Annotated in this window: 26 protein-coding genes; 2 read left to right on the top strand and 24 right to left on the bottom strand. The window is 66.2% G+C overall.

From position 1 onward, the window contains the following. Positions 1–5: 5 nt before the first annotated feature. From nuoL to BST42_RS19590, 19 genes are all read right to left on the bottom strand, one after another. Positions 6–1,889, bottom strand: coding sequence for an NADH-quinone oxidoreductase subunit L (gene nuoL / locus BST42_RS19680; protein ID WP_083121000.1), 1,884 nt, complete (start codon positions 1,887–1,889; stop codon positions 6–8). Position 1,890: 1 nt separating this feature from the next. Then, positions 1,891–2,190: an NADH-quinone oxidoreductase subunit NuoK gene (nuoK, locus tag BST42_RS19675; protein WP_036339939.1), complete on the bottom strand. Its 300-nt coding sequence runs from the start codon at positions 2,188–2,190 to the stop codon at positions 1,891–1,893. Beyond that, positions 2,187–2,933 carry an NADH-quinone oxidoreductase subunit J gene (locus tag BST42_RS19670; RefSeq protein ID WP_083120999.1) on the bottom strand — a complete coding sequence of 249 codons (747 nt, stop codon included), beginning with the start codon at positions 2,931–2,933 and terminating at the stop codon, positions 2,187–2,189. Before BST42_RS19670 ends, nuoK begins: the two co-directional genes overlap by 4 nt. Then, the gene (gene nuoI / locus BST42_RS19665; protein WP_083120998.1) at positions 2,930–3,451 is read right to left on the bottom strand and encodes an NADH-quinone oxidoreductase subunit NuoI; all 522 of its coding nucleotides are present in this window, start codon (positions 3,449–3,451) and stop codon (positions 2,930–2,932) included. Before nuoI ends, BST42_RS19670 begins: the two co-directional genes overlap by 4 nt. Continuing rightward, positions 3,444–4,670, bottom strand: a complete 1,227-nt coding sequence (nuoH, locus tag BST42_RS19660) for an NADH-quinone oxidoreductase subunit NuoH (protein WP_083120997.1) — start codon at positions 4,668–4,670, stop codon at positions 3,444–3,446. Before nuoH ends, nuoI begins: the two co-directional genes overlap by 8 nt. Beyond that, positions 4,667–7,048: an NADH-quinone oxidoreductase subunit G gene (locus tag BST42_RS19655; protein WP_083120996.1), complete on the bottom strand. Its 2,382-nt coding sequence runs from the start codon at positions 7,046–7,048 to the stop codon at positions 4,667–4,669. The genes nuoH and BST42_RS19655 overlap by 4 nt, the downstream gene beginning before the upstream one ends. Before the next feature lie 94 nt (positions 7,049–7,142). Then, positions 7,143–8,468 carry an NADH-quinone oxidoreductase subunit NuoF gene (gene nuoF, locus BST42_RS19650; RefSeq protein WP_083120995.1) on the bottom strand — a complete coding sequence of 442 codons (1,326 nt, stop codon included), beginning with the start codon at positions 8,466–8,468 and terminating at the stop codon, positions 7,143–7,145. Further along, the gene (gene nuoE, locus BST42_RS19645) at positions 8,465–9,199 is read right to left on the bottom strand and encodes an NADH-quinone oxidoreductase subunit NuoE (protein ID WP_083120994.1); all 735 of its coding nucleotides are present in this window, start codon (positions 9,197–9,199) and stop codon (positions 8,465–8,467) included. The genes nuoF and nuoE overlap by 4 nt, the downstream gene beginning before the upstream one ends. Then, positions 9,196–10,494, bottom strand: coding sequence for an NADH dehydrogenase (quinone) subunit D (gene nuoD, locus BST42_RS19640; RefSeq protein ID WP_083120993.1), 1,299 nt, complete (start codon positions 10,492–10,494; stop codon positions 9,196–9,198). The genes nuoE and nuoD overlap by 4 nt, the downstream gene beginning before the upstream one ends. Beyond that, positions 10,494–11,189: an NADH-quinone oxidoreductase subunit C gene (locus BST42_RS19635; RefSeq protein ID WP_083120992.1), complete on the bottom strand. Its 696-nt coding sequence runs from the start codon at positions 11,187–11,189 to the stop codon at positions 10,494–10,496. The genes nuoD and BST42_RS19635 overlap by 1 nt, the downstream gene beginning before the upstream one ends. After that, the gene (locus BST42_RS19630) at positions 11,186–11,740 is read right to left on the bottom strand and encodes a NuoB/complex I 20 kDa subunit family protein (protein ID WP_083120991.1); all 555 of its coding nucleotides are present in this window, start codon (positions 11,738–11,740) and stop codon (positions 11,186–11,188) included. Before BST42_RS19630 ends, BST42_RS19635 begins: the two co-directional genes overlap by 4 nt. Then, entirely contained in the window at positions 11,731–12,090 is a 360-nt protein-coding gene (locus tag BST42_RS19625; protein ID WP_083120990.1) for an NADH-quinone oxidoreductase subunit A, read from the bottom strand. Before BST42_RS19625 ends, BST42_RS19630 begins: the two co-directional genes overlap by 10 nt. A gap of 159 nt (positions 12,091–12,249) precedes the next feature. Beyond that, on the bottom strand, positions 12,250–12,654 hold the full coding sequence (locus BST42_RS19620; protein WP_036339911.1) for an Rv3143 family two-component system response regulator: 405 nt from the start codon (positions 12,652–12,654) through the stop codon (positions 12,250–12,252). 72 nt (positions 12,655–12,726) lie between these two features. Beyond that, positions 12,727–13,257, bottom strand: coding sequence for a YceI family protein (locus BST42_RS19615; protein ID WP_083120989.1), 531 nt, complete (start codon positions 13,255–13,257; stop codon positions 12,727–12,729). 15 nt (positions 13,258–13,272) lie between these two features. Continuing rightward, positions 13,273–13,656, bottom strand: coding sequence for a nuclear transport factor 2 family protein (locus BST42_RS19610; protein ID WP_083120988.1), 384 nt, complete (start codon positions 13,654–13,656; stop codon positions 13,273–13,275). Next, a complete protein-coding gene (locus tag BST42_RS19605) occupies positions 13,653–14,009 on the bottom strand; it encodes a DUF6285 domain-containing protein (RefSeq protein ID WP_083120987.1) in 357 nt (118 codons plus the stop codon). The genes BST42_RS19610 and BST42_RS19605 overlap by 4 nt, the downstream gene beginning before the upstream one ends. Beyond that, positions 14,006–14,977: a phosphotransferase family protein gene (locus tag BST42_RS19600; protein ID WP_083120986.1), complete on the bottom strand. Its 972-nt coding sequence runs from the start codon at positions 14,975–14,977 to the stop codon at positions 14,006–14,008. Before BST42_RS19600 ends, BST42_RS19605 begins: the two co-directional genes overlap by 4 nt. Position 14,978: 1 nt before the next feature. Then, the gene (locus tag BST42_RS19595) at positions 14,979–16,223 is read right to left on the bottom strand and encodes an acyl-CoA dehydrogenase family protein (protein ID WP_083120985.1); all 1,245 of its coding nucleotides are present in this window, start codon (positions 16,221–16,223) and stop codon (positions 14,979–14,981) included. 16 nt (positions 16,224–16,239) lie between these two features. After that, positions 16,240–16,899, bottom strand: a complete 660-nt coding sequence (locus BST42_RS19590; protein WP_083120984.1) for a TetR/AcrR family transcriptional regulator — start codon at positions 16,897–16,899, stop codon at positions 16,240–16,242. A gap of 251 nt (positions 16,900–17,150) precedes the next feature. On the opposite strand from BST42_RS19590, the gene BST42_RS19585 reads away from it, so the two are divergent. Next, positions 17,151–18,002 (top strand): cyclopropane mycolic acid synthase family methyltransferase, encoded by an 852-nt coding sequence (locus BST42_RS19585; RefSeq protein ID WP_110918682.1) that lies wholly within the window; start codon positions 17,151–17,153, stop codon positions 18,000–18,002. 14 nt (positions 18,003–18,016) lie between these two features. Here the strand turns inward: BST42_RS19585 and BST42_RS19580 are convergent, their stop codons facing one another. The 5 genes from BST42_RS19580 to BST42_RS19560 form a co-directional block, all read right to left on the bottom strand. Continuing rightward, positions 18,017–18,382: an Hsp15 family ribosome-associated heat shock protein gene (locus BST42_RS19580; RefSeq protein ID WP_083120982.1), complete on the bottom strand. Its 366-nt coding sequence runs from the start codon at positions 18,380–18,382 to the stop codon at positions 18,017–18,019. Between the two features lie 16 nt (positions 18,383–18,398). Continuing rightward, positions 18,399–19,304, bottom strand: coding sequence for a hydroxymethylglutaryl-CoA lyase (locus BST42_RS19575; RefSeq protein WP_083120981.1), 906 nt, complete (start codon positions 19,302–19,304; stop codon positions 18,399–18,401). Further along, positions 19,301–20,503, bottom strand: coding sequence for a CaiB/BaiF CoA transferase family protein (locus BST42_RS19570; RefSeq protein WP_083120980.1), 1,203 nt, complete (start codon positions 20,501–20,503; stop codon positions 19,301–19,303). The genes BST42_RS19575 and BST42_RS19570 overlap by 4 nt, the downstream gene beginning before the upstream one ends. 82 nt (positions 20,504–20,585) lie before the next feature. Next, positions 20,586–21,770, bottom strand: a complete 1,185-nt coding sequence (locus BST42_RS19565) for an alpha/beta hydrolase family protein (protein ID WP_083120979.1) — start codon at positions 21,768–21,770, stop codon at positions 20,586–20,588. Further along, positions 21,770–22,921 (bottom strand): homogentisate 1,2-dioxygenase, encoded by a 1,152-nt coding sequence (locus tag BST42_RS19560; protein ID WP_083120978.1) that lies wholly within the window; start codon positions 22,919–22,921, stop codon positions 21,770–21,772. Before BST42_RS19560 ends, BST42_RS19565 begins: the two co-directional genes overlap by 1 nt. 191 nt (positions 22,922–23,112) lie before the next feature. Here BST42_RS19560 and BST42_RS19555 point away from each other — a divergent pair, with 191 nt between their 5' ends. After that, complete coding sequence (locus BST42_RS19555; protein WP_083120977.1) at positions 23,113–24,093, top strand: esterase family protein; 981 nt, start codon at positions 23,113–23,115, stop codon at positions 24,091–24,093. Positions 24,094–24,136 lie beyond the last annotated feature (43 nt).

Here is a 24,136-nt window from a genome sequence, read left to right as displayed (position 1 = left end):
GCCGGTCACCTCCACGCCGTGAAGAGGACTGCGGCGACCACCAGCGCCGTACCTGCCAACATGGACAACGCGTAGGAGCGGGCGTAGCCGGTCTGTACCTGGCGCAGGCGGTCCGAGAACCGGCCCACCACCAGGGCCAGCCCCTGCGTCACCCCGTCGACGCCCTTCTCATCCACGGCGACAAGGCCTTTGGTGACCTCCTGGCCGGTACGCATGAACACCGCCTCGTTGAACGCGTCCCCGTAGAGGTCGCGGCGCGCTGCGACGGTCAACGCGGAAACGTCCAGCGGCGCGGACTCGGGAACCTTGTGGTTCGCATACTGCCGGTACGCCACGGCGATGCCGATCGCGACGACGCCCAGTGCGGTGACCGTGATGATCCAGGCCGGAAGGACGTGTGCGGCCTCGTGATGGCCGACGACCGGTTCGAGCCAGTGCTCCAGGGTGTTGCCGATGGCGAAGAGTGCGCCGGCGCCGACCGAGCCGATCGCGAGGACGATCATCGGTGCGGTCATCGAGGCGGGGGACTCGTGCGGGTGGGTGTTGGGTTTCCAGCGCCGTTGCCCGAAGAACGTCAGCAACATCACCCGGGTCATGTAGAAGGCGGTGATCCCGGCGCCGAGCAGGGCGGCGCCGCCGAGGAGGAATCCTTTGAATCCGCCGGAGTTGAGGGCGGTTTCGATGATGGCGTCTTTGGAGAAGTATCCGGCGAACGGTGGGACGCCGATGATGGCGAGGTAGCCCAGCCCGAACGTGACAAAGGTGACGGGCAGCAGCGTCCGCAGGCCGCCGAAGCGACGCATGTCGGTTTCGTCGTCCATGGCGTGCATTACCGATCCGGCGCCGAGGAACAGGCCGGCCTTGAAGAAGCCGTGGGTGAGCAGATGCATGATGGCCACCGCATAGCCGGCGGGGCCGAGTCCGGCGGCGAGCACCATGTAGCCGATCTGGCTCATGGTGGAGGCAGCGAGGGCCTTTTTGATGTCGTCTTTGGCGCAGCCGATGATCGCGCCGAACAGCAGGGTGACCGCACCCACGGTCACGACGGCGGTCTGCGCAGCGGGCGCGGCGGTGAAGATCGGGCCGGAGCGGACGATCAGATAGACGCCGGCGGTGACCATGGTGGCGGCGTGGATGAGGGCGGAGACCGGGGTGGGCCCCTCCATGGCGTCACCGAGCCAGGACTGCAGCGGCACCTGCGCGCTCTTACCGCACGCCCCGAGAAGGAGCAGCAGACCAACGGCGGTCAACACCCCCGATGTCATCTGGGGCACCGCGCTGAACACCGTGCCGAAGGTGACCGAGCCCAGCGTGGCGAACAGCACCATCAACGCGATCGCCAGACCCATGTCACCGACCCGGTTGACCACGAACGCCTTCTTCGCCGCGGTCGCCGCGCTCGGCTTGTACGACCAGAAACCGATCAGCAGATACGACGCCAGACCCACACCCTCCCAACCCATGTAGAGGCCGAGGTAGTTGTCGGCGAGCACCAGCAGCAGCATCGCCGCGACGAACAGGTTGAGGTAGGCGAAAAACCGCCTGCGCCCGGGATCGGTTTTCATGTAGCCGATCGAGTAGATGTGGATCAGCGCCCCCACACCGGTGATCAACAGTACGAAGCAGATGGACAGCGCATCGAGCTGCAGGCCGAAGTCCACCCGCAGAACCCCGACGGGCACCCACGAGAACAGCACCTCGTGCACGGCCCGGTCGTCACCGGGCAGACCGAGTAAGTGGGTGAACAGCACCGCGCCGCAGGCGAACGCGCCGATCACCGCGGCGCAGCCCAGCAGATGCCCCCACGCGTCGGTGGCCTTACCGCCCAGCAGCAGGATCACCGCGCCGGCCAAGGGCAGCGCGATGGTCAACCACACCAGTGTCTGCATGTCAGTGCCGCAGCAGGTGGGCGTCGTCGACGTTGGCGCTGCGTCGGGTCCGGAAGATCGTCATGATGATGGCCAGACCGACCACGACTTCGCAGGCGGCGACCACCATGGTGAAGAACGCCACCACCTGCCCGTCGAGATGGCCGTGCATACGGGAGAAGGTCACGAATGCGAGGTTCGCGGCGTTGAGCATCAACTCGACGCACATGAACATGACGATCGCATTGCGGCGCAACAACACTCCCGCAGCGCCGATCGTGAAGAGCAACGCCGACAAATACAGGTAGTTGGCCGGGTTCATCGCTGACCGTCTCCGTTGCCGTTGGTACGAAGGATCGTGCTGACCGAGGATTCCTCGTCGGTGCCGTCGGGGAGCCGAGCGAGGGTGTTGACGGCATTGTGGCGGGCGAAGACACCGGGGCTGGGAAGCGGCGTGGCCCGAGCCCCGGTCTGGAAGCGTTCGACGACCAACTCGCGCTGGGTCTTTCGCCGCTCGAATCGCTCCCGGTGGGCCAAGACCATTGCCCCGAGTGCCGCGGTGATCAGTAGCGCGCTGGTCAACTCGAACGCCCACAGATCGCGGGTGAAGATCAACGTCGCCAGGCCCTGGACGTTGCCGCCGGCGTTGGCCTCGGCGAGCCCGACGAATCCGGTGGTGGCGATATTGCCGATCCCGGCGATCAGCAGGACGCCGAATCCGAGACCCGCGACGATCGCGGCGACCCGCTGTCCCCGAATGGTTTCCACCAACGACTCCGACGAGTCGACGCCGACAAGCATGAGCACGAACAAGAACAACATCATCACCGCGCCGGTATAGACCACCACCTGCACCACCCCGAGGAACAACGCGTCCTGCGCGACATAGACCATCGCCAACGCGATCATCGTGGTCGCGAGGAAGATCGCCGAATAGACGGCCTTGGGTGCGGCCACCACTCCGATCGCGCCGGTCACGGCGATGACGGCGAGGATCCAGAACGCGATGGTCTCGGGAGTGGAGGTGCGGGTGAGGGTTTCGGCGGCCAGCAGCGTGATCGTCACCGGGCTACCCCCTTGGGGGTGACGTGTCCCAGGTAGTAGTCGTCGTCCGTTGTGCCGGGCGCCATCGCGTGCGGCGGCGCCTCCATTCCCGGCTGCAACGGGGCCAGCAGTTTGTCCTTGTCATAGATCAGGTCGGAGCGGTTGTCGTCGGCCATCTCGTAGACATTGGTCATCGTCAGAGCGCGGGTGGGACAGGCCTCGATGCACAGTCCGCAGCCGATGCAGCGCAGATAGTTGATCTGGTAGACCCGGCCATACCGCTCGCCGGGTGAAAAGCGTTGCTCCTCGGTGTTGTCCGCGCCTTCCACGTAAATGGCGTCGGCGGGGCACGCCCAGGCGCACAGCTCGCAGCCGATGCACTTCTCCAACCCGTCGGGGTAGCGGTTGAGTTGGTGCCTGCCGTGATAGCGCGGCGCCACCGGCCCCGGTTTCTCGGGATACTCCTCGGTGATCGGGCGTTTGAACATCGTCCCGAACGTCACGCCGAAACCCTTGATTGCATCGAGGAACTTAGGCATCTGCTTTCTCCTTGCTCGGTGCCGGCGCGCCGGGCAACGGAGGTATCGGGAACGACCCTTCGACCGCGGCGGGAGGAGGCGCTGTCTTGCGCTGGATGAGTTTGTGCCGCAGCGAGTTCGCGCCCAGCACAGCCAGCAGCAGCACCGCTGCGGCGATCAGGTTGGGAATGATGCCGGTGTGGCCGATGCTGTGCAGGACGGCCACGATCATGATCCACACCAGGGACACCGGGATGAGAAGCTTCCAGCCCAGAGCCATGAACTGGTCGTAGCGAAGCCGGGGGAGGGTGGCGCGCAGCCACATGAAGACGAAGAGGAACGTCCACACCTTCGCCACGAACCAGATCAGCGGCCACCAGCCGGTGTTGACTCCGTCGATCAGACTGATCGGCCACGGCGCATGCCAGCCGCCCAGGAACAAAGTCGTGGCCAGCGCGGAAACAGTGGTCATGTTCACGTACTCGGCGAGCATGAACATCGCGAACTTCAGCGAGGAGTACTCGGTGTGGAACCCGCCCACCAGTTCGCCTTCAGCCTCGGGCAGGTCGAACGGCGCCCGGTTGGTCTCGCCGACCATCGACGTGACGTACACCGCGAAGCTGGGCAGCAGCAGGAATACATACCAGGTGTGTTCCTGGGCGGCGACGATCCCCGAGGTGGACATGGTGCCGGCGTAGAGGAACACCGCGGCGAACGACAGCGCCATCGCGATCTCATAGGAGATGACCTGTGCGCTGGACCGCAGACCACCCAGAAGCGGGTAGGTGGAACCCGAGGCCCAGCCCGCCAGCACGATGCCGTACACCCCGATCGAGGTGACCGCCAGAATGTAGAGCACCGCCACCGGCAGATCGGTCAACTGCAGTGGCGTGCGGTGGCCGAACACCGAGACCACCGGGCCCAGCGGGATCACCGCGAACGCCATGATCGCCGGGATCACCGAAATGACTGGTGCCATAAGGTAAATCGGTTTGTCCACCCCGGCCGGGGTGAGCCCCTCCTTGAGTGCCAGCTTGATTCCGTCGGCCAGGGACTGCAGAATGCCGAACGGCCCGACCCGGTTGGGTCCGTACCGCATCTGCATGCGGCCCAGGATCTTGCGCTCCAGCAGGATCGCCACCAGAACGGTCAGCAGCAGGAACGCGAAGACCGCAACCGCTTTGATTCCGATCAGCCACCACGGATCATGACCGAACACACTCAGATCGGGTGGGATCATGCGCGGGCCTCCCGCTCGATGCGTACGACGGTGCCGGGGATGACGCCGAGCCGTTGATACACGGCGCTGCCGGGCGAGTTGAGCGGCAGCCACACCACGCCGTCGGCCATCTCGGTGACGGCCAGTGGCAGGGCGATATCGCCACGACCCGTCGACACGGTGACCACGTCGCCGTCGACTGCGCCGATCCCAGCGGCCGTGGCCGCCGACAGCCGCACCACGGACGGGCGTGCGGTCCCCGCCAAGTACGGCTCACCGTTCTGCAATCGGCCGTCATCGAGCAGCAACCGCCAGCCGGCCAGCACCGCTTCGTCAGACTCCAGTGGCGGTGGCTCTTTCGGCGCCACCGACGGCGTGGCCGGCCGTTCACCGTCCCATCGGCCGAGCGCGATCAGTTCGGCCCGGGCATCTTCGACGGTGCGGAACCCGAGGTCGACGCCGAGCTCGTCGGCCAGGATCTGCAACACCCGCAGGTCAGGAAAGGCGTTGGAGGCCAGCGCCGGCTCGAACGGACGGATCCGGTTCTCCCAGTTCAGGAATGAACCGGCCTTCTCGGCGACGGGCGATACCGGGAAGACCACGTCGGCCAGCGCGGTGATCGCGGACTCCCGCAACTCGAGGCTGACGACGAAGCCGGCCGATTCGATCGCCGCCAGTGCGGCCGGCGGGTCCGGCAGGTCGATAGCGTCGACACCGCCGACCAGCAGCGCGTCGAGCTCACCGCCGGCGGCGGCGGTGAGGATCTCCGTTGCGTCGCGACCCTGCTCCGACGGAAGAGCGTCGACATGCCATGCACTCGCCAGTTGTTGGCGGGCAACCTCATTCGTGGCCGGCCGGGCGCCCGGCAGCAGGTTGGGCAGGCAGCCGGCCTCGACGGCTCCGCGATCACCGGCGCGGCGGGGGATCCAGGCCAGCCGCGCCCCGGTGCGTTCGGCCAGGCGGGCCGCCGCTGACAGCGCACCCGCGCTGGTGGCAAGCCGTTCGCCGACCAGGATGATCGCCCCGGCCGGCAGCTCATCGGCCAGCGCATCGAGGGCGGGTGCCTCGAGGCCGGGCGCAGTGAGCACCACCCGTGCCGCGAGTTTCTCCGACCCGCGGGACACCATCGGCGCGACGCTCACGACCCGCAGGCCGTGCTTGCGGACCGCCTTGCGCAACCGTAGGAACACGATCGGGGACTCGTCTTCGGGCTCGAACCCGGCGAGCACCACCACGGGTGCGGTTTCCAGATCCGCGTAACTGACGTCGCGGCGACCGGCCACGTGCGCGGCGAGGAAGTCCTGCTCTTCGGTCGAGTGCGGGCGGGAGCGGAAGTCGATGTCGTTGGTGTCCAGCGCAATCCGCGCGAACTTGGAGTACGCGTAGGCGTCTTCGACGGTCGCCCTGCCACCCACCAGCACCCCGGCACGCCCGGACCGCAGTCCTGCGGCGGCCACCGCGATCGCCTCCGACCACGACGCCGGACGCAGCGCGCCGTTCTCGTCGCGCACGAGCGGGGTGGTGATGCGGTCACCGACCCGGGAGTAGGTGAAGGCCCAGCGACCCTTGTCGCAGTTCCATTCCTCGTTGACTTCCGGGTCGTCGCCGGCCAGTCGGCGCAACACCACGCCGCGGCGGTGATCGGTGCGCTGGGCACACCCGGAGGCGCAGTGTTCGCAGACGCTGGGGCTGGACACCAGATCGAACGGCCGGGCCCGGAACCGATAGGCGGTTCCGGTCAGCGCGCCGACCGGGCAGATCTGCACGGTGTTGCCGCTGAAGTAGGAATCGAACGGTTCACCGGGACCGATCCCGACCTGTTGCAGCGCACCGCGTTCCAGCAGGGAGATGAACGGATCGCCGGCGATCTGCTCGCTGAACCGCGTGCAGCGCGCGCACAGCACGCACCGTTCCCGGTCCAGCAGCACCTGGCTGGACAGGTTTATCGGTTTGGGGAAGGTGCGTTTGATGTCGTCGAATCGGGTTTCGACCCGGCCGTTGGACATGGCCTGGTTCTGCAGTGGGCATTCCCCACCCTTGTCGCAGACCGGGCAGTCCAGCGGATGGTTGATCAGCAGCAGCTCCATCACCCCGTGCTGAGCCCTGTCCGCGGCCTCGGAGGTGAACTGGGTGCGGACCACCATGCCGTCGGACACGGTAGTGGTGCAGCTGGCCATCGGCTTGCGCTGGCCTTCCACCTCCACCAGGCACTGCCTGCACGCACCGACCGGGTCGAGCAGCGGGTGGTCGCAGAACCGGGGGATCTGCACCCCCATCAACTCCGCGGCCCGAATCACCAAGGTGCCCTTCGGTACCGCCACCTCGACGTCGTCGATGACAAGGGAGACCATCTCGACGGGCGGCGCCTCGTGGGCCCCGGTCTCCGAGATCTGCGTCATCAGCCACCCACCCCCTTTTTCCCGCGAGCAGACACAAACGTCCCCTTTCCATCGGCGTGTCGGGGGATTTTGTGTCTGCTCGCGAGAGAAACCGTCACGCTCCCACCCCTTCCGGTGCGGCGAGCATCGAGGCGTACGGGTCGAACGGGCAGTTGCCGCCCAGATGCGCCTCGTACTCGTCGCGGAAATGCCTGATCGACGAGATGATCGGCGATGCGGCGCCATCGCCCAACGCGCAGAACGACTTTCCGAAAATGGTGTCCGAGATGTCGAGCAGCTTGCCGATGTCGTCCTCGGTCCCGCGGCCGGTCTCCAGCCGCTCATAGATCTGACTGAGCCAGTAAGTGCCCTCCCGGCATGGCGTGCACTTGCCGCAGGATTCGTGGGCGTAGAACTCGGTCCAGCGCCGTACCGCCCGCACCACGCAGGTGGTCTCGTCGAAGATCTGCAGCGCCTTGGTGCCCAGCATCGAGCCGACCGACGCCATGCCTTCGTAATCCAGCGGCACGTCGAGATGTTCGGCTGTCAACAGCGGGGTCGACGACCCGCCCGGGGTCCAGAACTTCAACTCGTGGCCGGCGCGGACTCCGCCGGCGTACTCGAGCAACTCGCGCAGGGTGATCCCCAGCGGGGCCTCGTACTGACCGGGATTGGTCACGTGCCCCGACAGCGAATACAACGTGAAGCCAGGCGATTTCTCCGAACCCATCTCCTTGAACCAGTCCACCCCGTTGCGCAGGATGGGTGGCACGCTGGCGATCGATTCGACGTTGTTGACCACCGTCGGGCAGGCGTACAAGCCCGCGACGGCCGGGAACGGCGGGCGCAGGCGGGGTTGGCCACGACGGCCCTCCAGTGAGTCCAGCAGGGCGGTTTCCTCACCGCAGATGTAAGCCCCGGCGCCGGCATGCACGATCAGGTCCAGATCGAATCCCGAACCCGCGATGTCGGTACCGAGGTAGCCCGCCTGGTACGCCTCGGCCACCGCGGCCTGCAGCCGACGCAGCACCGGCACGACCTCCCCGCGCACATAGATGAACGCGTGCCGAGCCCGGATGGCATAGGCGGCGATGATCGCACCCTCGACCAGGAAATGAGGCGTGGTCAGCATCAGCGGAATGTCTTTACACGTACCGGGTTCCGACTCGTCGGCGTTGACCACCAGGTACTTCGGCTTGGCCCCGGCACCGGTGGCATCCTGCGGGATGAACGACCACTTGGTGCCCGTCGGGAACCCCGCCCCGCCGCGGCCGCGCAACCCGGATTCCTTGACTGTGGCGATCACGTCGTCGGGCTTCATGCCCAGTGCCGTCCGCAGGGCCTGGTAGCCGTCGTGGCGCAGATAGGTTTCCAGCGTCCACGGTTCGGGCTCGTCCCAGAATCGGCTGAGGACCGGCGTGAGCGGCGTGGCGGGCGTCATCGCCCCTCGCTTTCTCCGACCGGAGGGGCCGTCATGCCCAACTCGCGGGCCACCCGAAGGCCTGCCAAGGTCGCGTCACCGGGCGCGCCACCATCCGAGTCGACCCCGCCGGGCAGCCCGGCCAGGGTTCGCGCGGTGTCGCGGAACGAACACACCCGCGATCCCCGAGTGGCCTGGGGTGGCCGGCCTGCCCGGATCTCGTCGACGAGTTGCCGTGCGCTGGCTGGGGTTTGGTTGTCGAAGAATTCCCAGTTGACCATGATCACGGGGGCGTAGTCGCAGGCGGCATTGCATTCGATGTGCTCGAGGGTGATACGCCCGTCGGCGGTGGTGTCTCCGGCGTGGACGCCGAGCTCGGTCTCCAAGGTGTCCAGGATGGCGTCGCCGCCCATGATGGCGCACAGGGTGTTGGTGCACACGCCGACCAGGTAGTCGCCGGTCGGGGTGCGGCGGTACATCGAGTAGAACGTCGCCACGGCGGTCACCTCGGCCTCGGTCAGCCCGAGTTGTCCGGCGCAGAAGGAGATTCCGGCTCCGGTGAGGTAGCCGTCCTCGGACTGGACCAGGTGGAGCAGCGGCAGCAGCGCGGACCGGGCCTGCGGGTAGCGGGCGATGATCTGCGCCGCGTCGGCGCCAAGGCGCTCGGTCACGGCGGCGGGGTAGGCGCTGCGCCCGTTGATCGGTGGGCCGGGCTCGTCGGGCCTCGGACCCAACACCAGGTCGACGCTCATCTATCGACACCTCCCATCACCGGGTCGATGGACGCGACGGCGGCGATGACGTCGGCGACCATGCCGCCTTCGCACATCGCTGCCACCGCTTGCAGATTGGTGAACGACGGGTCGCGGTAGTGCACCCGGTATGGGCGGGTGCCGCCGTCGGACACCATGTGCACCCCCAACTCGCCGCGAGGGGATTCCACCGCTACGTACACCTGGCCGGCCGGGACCCGGATACCTTCGGTGACGAGTTTGAAGTGGTGGATGAGCCCTTCCATGGAGGTGCCCATGATCTTGGCGATATGAGCGGGGGAGTTCCCGAGACCGTCGGGTCCGAGCTGAAGATCGGCGGGCCACGCCAGCTTCTTGTCGGTGATCATCACCGGACCCGGCTCCAGCCGTTCCAGACACTGGGCGACGATCTTGAGAGACTCGTGCATCTCGCCCACCCGGATCAGATAGCGGCCGTAACAGTCCGCGCCGGTATCGGTGATGACGTCGAAGTTGTAATTCTCGTAGCCGCAATAGGGTTGGGTCTTGCGCAGATCGTGCGGCAGTCCCGTGGAGCGCAATACCGGTCCGGTCATGCCCAGCGCCATGCAGCCGGTCAGATCCAAATAGCCGATACCCTGGGTGCGGGCCTTCCAGATGTAGTTCTGGGTCAGCAGGTCTTCGAGCTCGCGTAGCCGCCCCGGCAGGATCTTGAGCAGATCGCGCACCCGTTGCGGTCCGTCGTCGGGGAGGTCGGTGGCCAGCCCGCCGGGGCGGATGTATGCGTTGTTCATCCGCAACCCGGTGATCGCCTCGAACACCGACAGGATCAGCTCCCGCTCGCGGAAGCCGAAGAACATCGGTGTCATTGCGCCGAGCTCCATACCGCCGGTCGCCAATGCCACCAAATGGCTTGAGATGCGGTTGAGTTCCATCATCATCACCCGGACCACGCTGGCGCGCTCCGGGATCTGGTCGGTGATGTCCAGCAGCTGTTCTACGCCTAGGCAGTAGGCGGTCTCGTTGAAAAACGGTGACAGGTAATCCATTCGGGTGACGAAGGTGACGCCCTGTGTCCAGGTGCGGTACTCCAGGTTCTTCTCGATCCCGGTGTGCAGATAGCCGATCCCGCAGCGCGCCTGGGTGACCGTTTCGCCCTCGATCTCCAGGATCAGCCGCAACACCCCGTGGGTGGAGGGGTGCTGCGGACCCATGTTCACCACGATGCGTTCGCCGGCCTCACCCTGGCGGGCGGCGGCGACGATTTCCTCCCAGTCCTGGCCGCCCAGGACTATCACGTTCTCGTCGGCGGTCATCAGTGATACGACCTGCGTTCGTCGGGCGGCGGAATCTGGGCGCCGTGGTATTCGACCGGCACACCGCCCAGCGGGTAGTCCTTGCGCTGCGGGTGGCCAACCCAGTCATCGGGCATCTCGATCCGGGTCAGACCGGGATGATCGTCGAAGACGATGCCGAAGAAGTCATACGTTTCACGCTCATGCCAGTCGACCGTCGGATACACCGAAAACAGCGACGGCATATGGGGATCGGAGTCGGGGCATGCCACCTCGACCTGCACCCGCCGATTGTGCGTGATCGACAGCAGCGGGTAGAACGCGTGCAGCTCCCGGCCGGCATCCTGCGGGTAGTGCACTCCCGAAACGCCACAACACAATTCGAAGCGCAACCGTTCGTCGTCGCGTAACGTCTGCGCGACGGTCAGCAGGTGGTCGCGGCGGACTTCGAGGGTGAGCTGATTACGAAATACGACGACGCGCTCCATGGCCGCACCGAACGCGTCATCGCCCAGTACCTCGGCCAGCCGGTCGACGATGTCGTCGAAATAGCCACCGTAGGGTCGCGGCGTGCTGCCGGGCAAGGCGACTTCGCGAACGAGTCGGCCGTATCCCGAGGTGTCACCGCTGCCGTTGATGCCGAACATGCCCCGGCGCACGCCGATGACCTCACCGCCACCGTCTGTCGCCGGGTCGCTCCGGTCTTGATCGCTCACCGCAGCAGACCCTTGAGTTCCAAGGTGGTCGGCGCGGCCAGTGCGGCCTTTTCGGCGGCGGCGACGGCCTCGGCGCGATGCACCCCCAACGGCATCTCGGCGATCTTGGCGTGCAACGCAAGAATCGCGTTCAACAACATCTCCGGACGCGGCGGGCACCCGGGGAGATAGATGTCGACCGGCACCACGTGGTCCACCCCTTGGACCACCGCGTAGTTGTTGAACATGCCGCCGCTGGAGGCGCACACCCCCATGGCCAGCACCCACTTGGGTTCGGCCATCTGGTCATAGACCTGACGCAGCACCGGCGCCATCTTCTGCGACACCCGGCCTGCCACGATCATCAGATCGGCCTGCCGGGGAGTGGCGGAAAACCGCTCCATGCCAAACCGCGCGATATCGAACCGCGGACCCGCCGTCGCCATCATCTCGATGGCGCAACACGCCAGTCCGAACGTCGCCGGCCACAACGACCCCTTGCGAACGAACCCGGCGACCTTTTCCACCGTCGACAGCAGAATGCCGCCCGGCAGCGCCTCCTCTAGTCCCATTCCAGGCCGCCCCGACGCCACACGTACCCGTACGCGACGAACACCGTCGCCATGAAGATCAGCATCTCCACCAGCGCGAACGTCCCCAACGAATCGAAGGACACCGCCCACGGATACAAGAACACGATCTCGATGTCGAAGACGATGAACAACATCGCCGTCAGGTAGTACTTGATCGGGAATCGCTGGCCGGGCTGCTCTCCGGCCACCGGTTCGATCCCGCACTCGTATGCCTCGAGTTTGGCTCGGTTGAACCGCCGCGGACCGATCACCAAGGCGATCACCACCGACACGATCGCGAACGCGGCCGCGATGACACCCAACACCAGGATGGGCAGATACAAATTCATAGAGCTGTGTCACTCCTCGCTGGGCTGGAGATGTGAGCTACGACACAGCCTAGCGATCTTGAGACTCGCTGTCGCGATTTCGTTAGGATGGCTTGAATAGCTGAGCGCGGCCCATCTCCGGTCGAGAGGGCAAGGGCGACAGCGTATTTGGCGTTTCAGTCACTGCACGGTTGTGCGCAGCAAACCTACGACCGCCTCGCCGAGTCGCACCGGGTCGATCGGGTGAGGCACCGCTGCCTCGGCGCGCGACCAGTTGGCCAGCCACGCATCGTCGGATCGGCCGGTCAGTACCAGCACCGGCGGGCAGTCGTCGATCTCGTCTTTGAGTTGTTTGGCAATGCCCATCCCGCCGACGGGAGCCGCCTCACCGTCGAGGATCACCAGATCGAATCCGCCGGCGTCCATCAGCTGGATCACCATCGGTCCGGTCGCCACGTCGGTGTAGGTGAGATCCGGGAGTTCGGGGTGGACCCGCTTGCCCAACGCCAGGCGCACCTCATCGCGAGTGCGCGCATTGCTGCTGTAGACCAGCACGTGGAGGGGCTGTGCGCCCGGGCGAGACACGCAGCCGATGCTACTGCCGCATCTGCGATTTCGGCGCGGAAACGTTCGCTGGGCAACGAATGCGCGCCGAGGTCACCCTTTGGCGAAGACGACGTCGGCCAGCAGCGTGGTGGTCGCGGGCATCATCCCGATCATGTTGCCGCTGACACCCAGCGCGGTGCGGTCGACCGCCGCCGTCGTGGTCAGCTGCACAGACCCGTCGCCGAGCGGGGTGATCGTGACAGACAGTGGCAGCGGGGTGCTGGCCCCTCGCACGGTGAGCGTGGCGGTGAGATCGGCCGTGTCCGCACCGGTCGGTGTCAGACCGGTCACCTCGACGCGGATCTCGGGATGGTTCTCGACATCGAAGAAGTCGGCCGAGCGCAGATGCTCGTCACGTTTTCCGATGCCCGTCTTCAGCGACGACGCACCGATCTCCAGCCGGCCCGACACCGCGCCGTTCGCGTCGACCTGCCCGGTGCCGCTCACATCGCCGAATGTGCCCGTGACGGTGGCCAACCCCCAGAACGTCTTGTTCTTGAACCGCACCGAGGATCGCGCGGGAACCAATTGCCACACCCCGGCAGCCCCGGGATCGTTCAGTAACGCGTGCAGTGCGGACATGTGATCTGCCTTCTCTCAGGACAGCAGCGGTGCCAGGTCGGCGGGGTCCAGGTATTCGTCGATACGCCGGATGAGGCCGTCGTCTCCGACTTTCACGATCAGGCATACCCGCAAGGCCACCTCTTCACCACGGGTAGTGGTGCATCGCAGAATGTGCTGCTGGACGAAGCCGCCGTCGAACACCTGCCGGTCGAGCACGTCGTAGTGCCGGTAGGTGGTGGCGCCGACGTACCAGCGGATCACCTTGAGCGCGCGCGCCTTGTCGCTGTCTCGCTCATCGCCGGTGTGCCAGACGGTGACATCGTCGGCCCACAGCGCCGCCACCGCGGCGACATCGCCCTGCGTGATCGCGGCGAACAGCCGGTCGGCCGCCTGCAGGATGTGGCTGTCGGTGGTCATGACGGCGAACCTGCTTCGGGGGAGTCGTATCCGGGGTGGGCAATGGCCAGCCGGTGTTTGACCACGGCGCGAAGGCAGCTCATGACGTCGTCATCGCGGCCGTCGAGGTCCCCGGCGCGGATGGCCGCGGCCAGTGCGTTCTCGTCGGGGTAGCCGAGCCCCTCGAGCGCGGCCTGCGGTTCGCCTGCGGTCTCGTCGAGCAACTCGCGTTCCACAGTGCGCAGTACGTTCACGGCGACGAGGGCGTGGAAGTTGACCGACCCGGTGGTGTTGGACCGCACGTCGCCGGCGAGGAATTCGGCGACGGCGGCAACGAGTTCGGCGGCCGTGGGCCGCCCATTGAGTCCGGTCACGAGGCACCCTCCAGTAGGTCGAGCACATCCCACTCGGTCTCGCACACCCGACGGCCGATCGCGGCGAGCTCGACCGACCGGGTCTGGCCGCTGAGGTGTCGTTCGGCCTGGAAACGGCAGATCACTCCCCAGCGCAGGGTGGCCAGCACCAGCCACCACCGCAACGTCGCGCGGTCGACGGTCGCGCCGCCCGCCTGCTCGTAGGCCGCGACGAATTCGTCGATGCTGCCCAAGCCGCCGGCCGCCATGCTCGACGGGGCGCCGAACCGCCACGCTCGAATGCAGAACCACGCCAGGTCTTCGTAGATCTCGCCGATGTGGACCAGTTCCCAATCCAGTACGGCCGCCAGGTCCGACCCGTCGACGATCAGGTTGCCCATCCGGAAATCGCCGTGCACAAGCCGCAGGGGCGACGGCGGCGGCCGGTGGGCCGCCAACCATCGAAATGCCCACTCGAATGTCGCTGTGGTGTCGCCCATTTCGTCGAGACGCTGGTGCCACTCCGCCATCTGGTCCTGCTCGGTCAGCCCGGGGGCGTCGGCGGCAGCGCGATGAATCGCTGCCAGCGCCTGCGCGCACTGCCGAAGCAGCTTCGCCCGGCCGTCATCGTCGAGCTGGCGCTGGATGCGTCGGACGATGGTCTCCCCGGCGATCTCACCGCATACCAGGAACGGATTGCCCAGCGCCTCAACCGAATCGGAGGCGACCAGGATGTCGGGCACCGGCGCGCCTGCCTCTGCGGCCGCCGCCTGGACTGCCGCCTCCAGTTCCATTCCGGCGTGGACGTCATCGGGCGGCCCGGTGCGCAGAATCAGTGCGCGGCGTTGCGATCCGGTCACCGCGTCGAACGCCCAGGTGGTACGGCTGGCCCCGCCGGTCAGCGCGCGCAGGTTGTCCACATCGGTCTGAGGACCGAGCAGCGGACGCAACACATCGGCCAGATCCGCGGCCAGCGTTTCGGCGGTCACGTCAGCGAGCCGGCTTGCCGAACTTGAACATCCGTTGGGCTACGCGACGCATCTGGATCTCCTCGGCACCCTCTGTGATTCGGTAACGGCGGTGGTGTCGGTAGATGTGCTCGAACGGTTCGTGGCGGCTGTAGCCGACTCCGCCGTGAACCTGCATGGCGCGATCGGCCGCCTCGCACACCAGCCGGTTGGCGCGGTAGTTGGCCATCGATACCTTGTCGGACACCTCGAGGTGATGGTTGCGGTCGAGCTCGGTGGCCGCATAGCGGACCAGCAGCCGCACCATCTGAGCCTCGGTCTGCAGCTCCACCAGCGGCCACTGCACGGCCTGGTTGACCGCCAGCGGCTTGCCGAACGTCACCCGCTTGCCTGCGTAGTCGACGGCGCGGTCGATGCAGTACTGGGCGGCGCCGAGGCTGCTCGCCGCCTGCCGAATCCTGTTCTCGTGCAAGAAGGTCTGGGCCACCTCCAGGCCGTGGTCCACCTCGCCGAGCACGGCATCGGCGGGGATCCGCACGTCACGCAGGACGACTTCGGCGTGGTCGGTCGGCATGTTGAACGTCCACCAGTAGTACGGCACCTCGAATCCGTCGGCGTCGCAAGGCACCAGGAACGCGGTGATGCCGCGCGCCTGTCCGGCCTCGCCCGAGGTGCGTGCGAACACCAGGTCATGGGTGGCCCGATGCACACCGGTGTTCCACCGCTTGTTGCCGTTGATCACCCAGCCGTCGCCGTCTCGAACCGCCCGGGTCTCCAGCCAGGTGGCGTCCGAGCCGTGGTCCGGTTCGGTGAGTCCGAACGCCATGGACCGCGTGCCGGTCAGCATCGCCTCGATCCATTCGCTCTTCTGGTCGTCGGTGCCGAACCGGTCCATCATGATGACCTGCGGAAAATTTCCGACGATCGAGGACTCGTCCTGCAGATCGTTGTGTAGGCCGAGTCCCTTGTGCGCCAGGTGTTCCCGAATCACAGCCATATCGAGATTGGTGCCGTCCCGGCCGCCGAACTTCGACGGCAGCCCGTACCGCAACCAGCCGGCCTTGTCGGCTCGCCTGCGCATCTCGTCGAGCAGATCCTCCCACTCGCGGCGGGGGATACCGCCGTTCTCGACGTCGGTGCGGGCGAACTCGCGACGCTGATCGAAGTACTGGATGTGTTCGCGCTCCAGCGGCTTGATCTCGGTCTCGATGAACTCGTCCATCTCGGCCAGTAGCGTCGTAAGGTGTTCGGGCAGAGCGAAATCCACGCTGATCTCCTATCAATCAATAACCGTAGAGCGTTTTCTTCCAAATGGTGGACAGCGTTGTGACGGCGTCGTCGTCCGACAGTCGCAGACCCAGGCCTGCGCTGTCGGGACGTAGGCACACGGTGGTGAACTGTTCGAACAGCAACGCGATCGCCAACGCGGTGTGCTCGGGTTGCAGGCCGGCTGCATATCCGTGTTCCTGGGCGCGCAGGACCGACGCCGCGACGATGTCGATTCCGAATTGACGGAACTGGTTCTGCAGCGCGGCGAACCTGGGTTCGGTGGCGGCGAGTTGGTCAACCGCGACCATGACGCCGATGCTCTGCTTGAACATGTCCCAGTAGGCGCTGACGACGGTGACGAAAAAGCGGGTGTCGTCCGGCGATTCGGGCAGATGTAGTCGCAGGCCGGACGGGAGCACGACGTCGTGCAGAAACGAACCGGCCAACGCGGCCAACAGGTCTTCTTTGTCGTCGTAGTAGCGGTAGAACACCGCAGGCGATCTGCCCGCCGCCGACGTGATGTCGACCAGAGTGGTGCCGTGGAACCCCCGTTCGGCAAAGAGCGTTCGGGCGGCGTCCTCGATGGCCTTGCGGGTTTGGCGCCCTTTGGAGCTCAGTTCGCGCGGGCCGTCGGCGGCCCCGTCCGCCTTGCGCGAACGGCGGGACGGTTCCATGGCTGGCCCCCGTGCTTTCTGTGGGAAACTAAAGCTGACGTTACTTTTCGTTTCGACGGTTGGCAAGACTTGTCGCGAGCTTCGATTCCCGATCTGACCTGCTTGGACACCATTCCTGGCAACGACGGCTTGACATCGTTGCGTACCCTTATAAGCGGTCGGGGAGGCTCTTGAGCAATTGGAGCTGCGCGAATGTCAGCCGAAAAGTCAAAGGCCTTTCCTTGTCACATCCTGCAAGCACCACATCACACTTGAAGCCGCACTTCGAGGACGTTCAGTCGCACTACGACCTGTCCGACGACTTCTTCCGGCTCTTCCTCGATCCGACGCAGACCTACAGCTGCGCCTACTTCGAGCGCGACGATCTGACGCTGCAGGAGGCGCAGCTCGCGAAGATCGATCTGTCGCTGGGCAAGCTTGGGCTGGAGCCCGGGATGACACTCCTGGACGTCGGCTGTGGCTGGGGCGCCACGATGCGCCGTGCGATCGAGAAGTATGACGTCAACGTCGTCGGGCTGACCCTGAGCCGCAATCAGCAGGCTCACGCCGAACGCGCGTTCGCCGAGATGGACACGACGCGCAGCCGCCGCGTCCTGCTGTGCGGCTGGGAGCAGTTCGACGAGCCGGTGGATCGGATCGTGTCGATCGGCGCCTTCGAGCACTTCGGGGCGGACCGCTACAACGCGTTCTTCGACTTCGCCTATGACGTCCTGCCCGACGACGGCGTGATGATGCTGCACTCCATCATGCAGATCCCGCGGGCCGAGATGGAGGCACGTGGGCTGCCCATCACGATGAGTCTGTTGCGGTTCTTCAAGTTCATCTCAGTGGAGATCTTCCCCGGCGGCCATCTGCCGACCCGCGAGATCGTCAAGGACCTGGCCGGAAAGGCCGGCTTCACAACCGATCTCGTCCAATCGCTGGAACAGCACTACGCGAAGACCCTCGACCTGTGGGCGGCCGCACTCGAGGCGCGCCGCGATGAGGCGATCGCGATCCAGTCCGAAGAGGTCTACGACCGCTACATGAAGTACCTGACCGGGTGCGCGGACCTGTTCCGCAACCGCTACACCGACGTCTGCCAGTTCACCCTCAGCAAGTAACGCGACTCCTCAGCTCACCACTGGCTCGCACGCCACTTGTCGAGCGCTCGACGGTCCCGTTTGGTCGGCCGGCCGGCTCCGCGATCACGCGCGGCCACCGGCACGACGGGAACAGTGGGCGGCTTGGGCGTGCGGTCCAGGTAGCAGGTGACGGCGTCGGCAGCCCCAACCCGTTTGGCGATCACCCGGACGACCTCGACAATCCTCGTCGTGTCGCCGATGCGTGCGCGCACCTCGTCACCGGGGGAGACCGTCGTCGAGGGTTTGGCCAACCGGTCGTTCACCCGGACGTGCCCGCCTCGGCACGCCGCGGCGGCATCCGGGCGGGTCTTCGTCAGCCTGACCGCCCACAGCCAGCGATCCACCCGGGTCGATTCCATGAGGCGCGGTGTCAGCTCAGCTCATGATCCGGTCGCCGGCGCGCAGCAGCGCACTGGGCAGGTCGTGGCCGACCACCGATTTCGCGACGGCTGCCGCGTTGATCGCCGCAGGCAGGTCGATGTCGACGCCGATTCCGCTGTCCCGCAGCAGATATACGAGATCCTCGGTGGCGATGTTGCCGCTCGCCCCCGGTGCGAACGGGCAGCCACCCAGCCCGCCCACCGACGAGTCGAGCCGCGTCACGCCGGCGGCGACCGCCGCGTACGCGCTGGCCAACCCGGCGCCGCGGGTGTTGTGGAAGTGGGCACCGAGCGGCAGGTCACCGATGCGGGGCCGCACCTGATTCATCAGGGCGGTGACGCGCCCGGGCGTGGTGGTGCCGATGGTGTCGGCGATGGCCAGCCGGTCCGCACCGAATTCGCACGCGGCGTCGACGATGTCGAGGACGCGCTGCGGCGGGGTCGGGCCGTCGAAGGGGCAGTCCCACGCGGTGGCGATGATGACCTCGACGCTGACTCCCGAGTCGTGGGCGATGGCGACGATGTCGGCGATCTGCGCGGTGGCGTCCGCGCTGCTGCGGCCGACGTTGGCTCGACTGTGGGCGTCGGCCGCCGACACCACGTATTCAACGGAACGCAGCCCGGCGGCGATGGCCCGCTTGGCGCCGTTCGGACTGGCCACCAGGGCGGAGAATTCGATGTCGGGGTAGTCGCCGAGGTGGGCGGCCAGCTCCGGCGCGTCGGCCAGGGCGGGCACCTTCGACGGGGATACGAAGGCCGTTGCCTCCACTTCCCGTACTCCGGTGGCGGCGATCGCCGCGAGTAGTTCGAGCTTGGCGGACAACGGAATCGGATCTTCGATCTGCAGGCCGTCGCGCAGGGCGACCTCGCGGATCGTCACGTGGCCGGGCAGCTCGCTCATAGCACTCCCTGGGACTCCAACTCAGCGATCTCGTCGGACCGCAGGCCCAGAAGTTCACCGTACACCTCAGAGTTGTGCTGTCCCGGGCGCGAGGAGCCCGCGGATCGGATGGTGCCGGGGGACTCCGACAACACCGGAACCACGCCCGGGCCCTTCACATTGCGCCCGATGCGCTCGTCCCAGTGATCGGCGATCATGCCGCGCGACAGGAGCTGCGGATCGGTGACGACCTCGGCGACGGTGTTGATCGGTCCGCTGATGACGCCCGCTTCACTCAGCGTCTCGATGATGTCGGCGGGCTCGCGGGCTGCCGCCCAGTCGCCGATGATCGCGTCGAGCTCGTCCTGATTGCGGCCTCGCGCAACATGATTGGCGAACCGGTCGTCCTGGGCCAGTTCGGGCCGGCCCATGGCTGCGCACAATCGGCGGAAGACGGTGTCCTGGTTGGCGGCGATCACCACCCAGCTGCCGTCGGCGCTGCGGTAGATGTTCGACGGCGCGATGCCCTCCAGTCGGGTGCCCGACGGTCCGCGGACAACCCCACCGACGTCGTAGTCGGGGATCGTCGACTCCTGCACGGCCAAGCACGATTCGGTCAGCGCCGCGTCGACGATCTGCCCCTCACCGGTGACGGTCCGCCGGTACAGCGCGGCCAGCGCGCCCTGCGCGGCGAACATCCCGGCGAGGCTGTCACCGAGCGACAGCGCCAGGCGCGGCGGTGGCCCGCCGGGAAAGCCGTTCATGTGCCGCAACCCGCTGGCCGCCTCGGCGACCGACGCGTAACCGGCCTTCGCCGACTCCGGACCGGTCTGCCCGTAGCCGGACACCCGAACCAGGATGATGCCCGGATTGCGTTCGCGCAGAACGTCGTAACCGAGGCCCCACTTCTCCAGCGTGCCTGGTCGGAAGTTCTCGACAATGATGTCGGACTTCGCGACCAGATCGAGGAACAGTAGGCGGCCCCGGGCTTCCCGCAGGTTGAGGGTGATGGCCTTCTTGTTGCGCGCGTGCACCGTCCAAAAGAAGTGGTGGCCGTCCAACTCGGCCTGACCCCAGGTACGCAGCGGGTCGGGAGCGCCCGGCGGTTCGATCTTGATCACCTCGGCGCCCATGTCGCCGAGCAGTCGCCCGGCGAACGGCCCCGAGATCAGGGTGCCGACCTCGATGACCCGGATGCCGTCCAGGGGACCAGTGGTCATAGAGCGCACCTTTCCACCGCGAGCAGACACAAACTCCTATGATTTTGGGCGAAAAAGGGCGATTTTGTGTCTGCTCGCGCCATCAGTCCGCCGTCGCGAAGTCGTGTCGTACCAGCCAATCGGTGACGATCCCGACAGCCTGGCGCAGCGTCTCCTTCTGGTCCGGCCCGGAGTAGTAGTGGTTGGCGCCGGGGATCTCGTGCATCTCCTTGTCCGGATGCCCGATGGCCTCGAACAGCCGGCGGGTGTGGCTGGGCGTGCAGGCGTCGTCGGCGAGATTGCCGATGACCAGTGCCGGCACCGCGATGTCCGGGCCCGCTTTCACGGCGTCACCGTTGGCGTCGTCATAGCTCCACTGTGACAGCCAGCTGCGCAGGGTGCAGAACCGTGCCAGCCCGACAGGGCTCATGTTGACCACCTGCGGGTCGCCCAGATAGCAGGTGCCGGGGGCGCGCTCATTGGGGTCGACGGTCGGGTCGAGCCAACGCGGGTCGGCCATGGTGCCGTGCACGACGAAGCAGAATTCGTCGTCCGGCCGTCCACCGGCCTTGAGTTCGGCCAGTTTTTCTTTGACCCACTTGGTGATTCGCCGGTTGCGGGCGATCTGCGCCTGGTGGTAGCGCTCCAGGAACTCCGGCGTGTAGGGCGGCTGATTGGGGTTGTCCGGGTTGTACAGATCGAGTTCGGGATCCCGCTTGGTCGGGTCGTTCTCGTCGAGGATGGAGGCGTCCATCCACTCGGTCATCGTGCCGTGCCTGCTGATGTGCGCGGCCAGCAGCATGATGCCGTCGGCGGGCAGCAGGCCCAGCTTGGTCAGATCGGGACCGTCACCGGACGGGCTGGCGGTGATCGTCGGGTGTTGTGCCTGCTGCTGGTAGAACACCGACAGCGAGCCGCCGCCACTCCACCCCGCGAGGACCACTTTGGAGTAGCCCAGCCGACCCGTGGCGTCCTTGATGCATTCGCCGAGATCCTCGACCACCTTTTCCATCAGCAGCCCTGAGTCGGTGCCCCGGAAGCGGCTGTTGCAGTAGATGACGTGATGACCGGCGCGCGCCAGTGCGTTGATCATCGGCAGATACGCGCCGCCGCCGATCGGGTGCATGAAGACCAGCACGGTGTCGGAGGGAGTCGTCGGCTTGAGCAGGTAGCTCTCCAGCACGACCAGCTCCGCGACTCCACCGTAGACGTCCCGGACCGCTGAAGTGTTCTGGTACGCAATCAGATACGGGATGCGCTCGTAGGCGCGCTTGACCGGAGTGACCATCAGTGTTGCCCCAGATCGTTGGCGAGAACTTCGGGTGACGGCACCAGTCGCTTCCGGGTGTCGATCGCGATGACCTTCCAGTCCACGCTGGTGAAATCGTCGAACTTGCGCCGGGCTCGTTCGCGGGCTTTCTCCGGTGCGCCGTGGTGCACGCCCTGCGGGGCGTGGCTGATCAGTCCGGGTGGCATCGGGATGCCGTAGAGCGAGCCGCCGTGGAAGAAGGCGATCTCGTCGAAGTCGACGTTGCGGTGATACCAGGGCGTGCGCTCGGTGCCGGGCACCGATTCGGCCGGCTTCGGCAGGAAGTTGCAGACGTAGACACCCGTCGCCTCCATGAACAGATGGACCATCGGCGGCAGGTGCACGCTGTCGGAGGTGATGACGTTGTAGTCCTCGATGTTGAAGGTGAAGGCGTAGTTGTCGCCGCGCCAGCCTTGGACGTCGATCGGGTTGTGCGGATAGCGCAGGGTCGTGGTTTCGACGCCGTCGATCGGACGGTGATACAGCCGCACCTCGTACTCACCGTCGGTGTGGGGACCGTCGCCGTCGTCGATCGGCGCCGGTTCTGGCACGACGGCCTGCGACGGGTCGAAGGGCCAGTGCCGCCCCAGCGGGCCGGCGGGCGGCACCCGGAACTCGTCGGTGGCCTCGATCATCAGCCAGGTGGTGTCCGCTGGGTTTGTCCCCGAGTCGCTGCGCTCCTGCCCCGAGGTGGGCACCTGCCGCCAGGTGCAGGCCTTCGGGATGTAGATCCAGTCGCCGGTGCGGTAGTCCAGCGGGCCGAACTCGGTTTCCAGGCGGCCGCTGCCCTCGTGGACGAAGCTCAGCAGGTCGCCGTCGACGTAGCGCACATAGAACGGCATGGCTGCCTGGCGCCGGCTGAGAGAGACGCGACAGTCGTCATTGGAGAACAGCAGCAGGGGAGTGCCCGCAGGATCGGTCGCGTCGCTCGGTTTGAGCTCACTGGAGACTAGGTCGAGCGGACGCAGCGGGCCGCTGGCGCGAAATGTCGTGGGATCGTTACGGCGGTACATGTTGGCGGTGCGCCCGGTGAATCCACCCCTGCCGAGTTCATCGTCCTTCAGGCCCTCGAGATCGGCGTGGATCCGCCGCGGAGTAGTGCCTTTGCGCAGGTGAGTGAAGGATTCCATGCAATCTCCCGAGATCGGCGTCGAGGTACGGGCAGGCGAAAAACTAAAAGTGACATTAGTTTTCGTTTAACCCGGTGACAAGCCCCACCAACGAGTTGGGTAACGTGGCGGACTTTCACAGGTTCGAGACGGCATGTTTTACTCGACTCAGAAATCCGAGAACCGGGGTAATAGAAAGCTGGGGTGGATTGGTGAAGTCCTTGTTTGACAAGGTGCGCGGCTGGCCGCGTCGATTTGCGGTCGCTGCGGTCGTGGCGGCAGCTCTGCCCGGCCTGATCGGCCTGGTCGGAGAATCGGCAACGGCGAGCGCGTTCTCCCGTCCCGGGCTCCCGGTGGAATACCTGATGGTTCCGTCGCCCTCCATGGGTCACGACATCAAGGTGCAGTTCCAGAGTGGCGGCCCCAACTCACCGGCGGTCTACCTGCTCGACGGCCTGCGTGCGCAGGACGACTTCAACGGCTGGGACATCAACACCCAGGCGTTCGAGTGGTACTACCAGTCCGGCCTGTCGATCGTCATGCCGGTCGGTGGCCAGTCCAGCTTCTACGCCGACTGGTACTCGCCGGCGTGCAGCAAGACCGGTTGCCAGACCTACAAGTGGGAGACGTTCCTGACGCAGGAGCTGCCGCAATGGCTGTCCGCGAACCGGGACGTCAAGCCCACCGGTAGCGCAGTGATCGGCCTGTCGATGGCCGGCTCGGCCTCGCTGATCCTGTCGGTGTATCACCCGCAGCAGTTCATCTACGCCGGTTCGATGTCGGGCTTCCTGAACCCCTCTGAAGGTTCGTGGCCGTTCCTGATCAACATCTCGATGGGTGACGCAGGCGGTTTCAAGGCCAACGACATGTGGGGCCCGACGCAGGACCCGAACAGCGGCTGGAAGCGCAACGACCCGATGGTGCAGATCCCCACGATCGTCGCCAACGGCACCCGCATCTGGATCTACTGCGGTAACGGCACACCCAACGAGTTGGGTCACGGTGATCTGCCTGCCACCTTCCTCGAGGGGCTGACCATCCGCACCAACATCACCTTCCGCGACAACTACCTCGCGGCGGGCGGTAAGAACGGTGTGTTCAACTTCCCCAACAACGGCACACATGACTGGGCCTACTGGGGTCGCGAGCTTCAGGCGATGAAGCCCGACCTGATCAGCCACCTGATCGGGTGACGCGGTAACGAGTCAACCAAGCGGGCCACCGGTGAAAACCGGT

This window comes from Mycolicibacterium rhodesiae (assembly GCF_002086695.1).
GTDB classification, from domain to species: domain Bacteria; phylum Actinomycetota; class Actinomycetes; order Mycobacteriales; family Mycobacteriaceae; genus Mycobacterium; species Mycobacterium rhodesiae.
This window is presented reverse-complemented; position numbering and strand designations above follow the sequence as displayed.

Excerpts from the sequence above, each read along its gene's own strand:
- nuoL (WP_083121000.1), bottom strand. The coding sequence starts at position 1,889 with ATGCAGACACTGGTGTGGTTGACCATCGCGCTGCCCTTGGCCGGCGCG.
- nuoK (WP_036339939.1), bottom strand. The coding sequence starts at position 2,190 with ATGAACCCGGCCAACTACCTGTATTTGTCGGCGTTGCTCTTCACGATC.
- nuoI (WP_083120998.1), bottom strand. The coding sequence starts at position 3,451 with ATGCCTAAGTTCCTCGATGCAATCAAGGGTTTCGGCGTGACGTTCGGG.
- nuoH (WP_083120997.1), bottom strand. The coding sequence starts at position 4,670 with ATGATCCCACCCGATCTGAGTGTGTTCGGTCATGATCCGTGGTGGCTG.
- BST42_RS19655 (WP_083120996.1), bottom strand. The coding sequence starts at position 7,048 with ATGACGCAGATCTCGGAGACCGGGGCCCACGAGGCGCCGCCCGTCGAG.
- nuoF (WP_083120995.1), bottom strand. The coding sequence starts at position 8,468 with ATGACGCCCGCCACGCCGCTCACGCCGGTCCTCAGCCGATTCTGGGAC.
- nuoE (WP_083120994.1), bottom strand. The coding sequence starts at position 9,199 with ATGAGCGTCGACCTGGTGTTGGGTCCGAGGCCCGACGAGCCCGGCCCA.
- nuoD (WP_083120993.1), bottom strand. The coding sequence starts at position 10,494 with ATGACCGCCGACGAGAACGTGATAGTCCTGGGCGGCCAGGACTGGGAG.
- BST42_RS19630 (WP_083120991.1), bottom strand. The coding sequence starts at position 11,740 with ATGGGACTAGAGGAGGCGCTGCCGGGCGGCATTCTGCTGTCGACGGTG.
- BST42_RS19625 (WP_083120990.1), bottom strand. The coding sequence starts at position 12,090 with ATGAATTTGTATCTGCCCATCCTGGTGTTGGGTGTCATCGCGGCCGCG.
- BST42_RS19615 (WP_083120989.1), bottom strand. The coding sequence starts at position 13,257 with ATGTCCGCACTGCACGCGTTACTGAACGATCCCGGGGCTGCCGGGGTG.
- BST42_RS19610 (WP_083120988.1), bottom strand. The coding sequence starts at position 13,656 with ATGACCACCGACAGCCACATCCTGCAGGCGGCCGACCGGCTGTTCGCC.
- BST42_RS19590 (WP_083120984.1), bottom strand. The coding sequence starts at position 16,899 with ATGGAACCGTCCCGCCGTTCGCGCAAGGCGGACGGGGCCGCCGACGGC.
- BST42_RS19580 (WP_083120982.1), bottom strand. The coding sequence starts at position 18,382 with ATGGAATCGACCCGGGTGGATCGCTGGCTGTGGGCGGTCAGGCTGACG.
- BST42_RS19575 (WP_083120981.1), bottom strand. The coding sequence starts at position 19,304 with ATGAGCGAGCTGCCCGGCCACGTGACGATCCGCGAGGTCGCCCTGCGC.
- BST42_RS19570 (WP_083120980.1), bottom strand. The coding sequence starts at position 20,503 with ATGACCACTGGTCCCCTGGACGGCATCCGGGTCATCGAGGTCGGCACC.
- BST42_RS19565 (WP_083120979.1), bottom strand. The coding sequence starts at position 21,770 with ATGGTCACTCCGGTCAAGCGCGCCTACGAGCGCATCCCGTATCTGATT.
- BST42_RS19560 (WP_083120978.1), bottom strand. The coding sequence starts at position 22,921 with ATGGAATCCTTCACTCACCTGCGCAAAGGCACTACTCCGCGGCGGATC.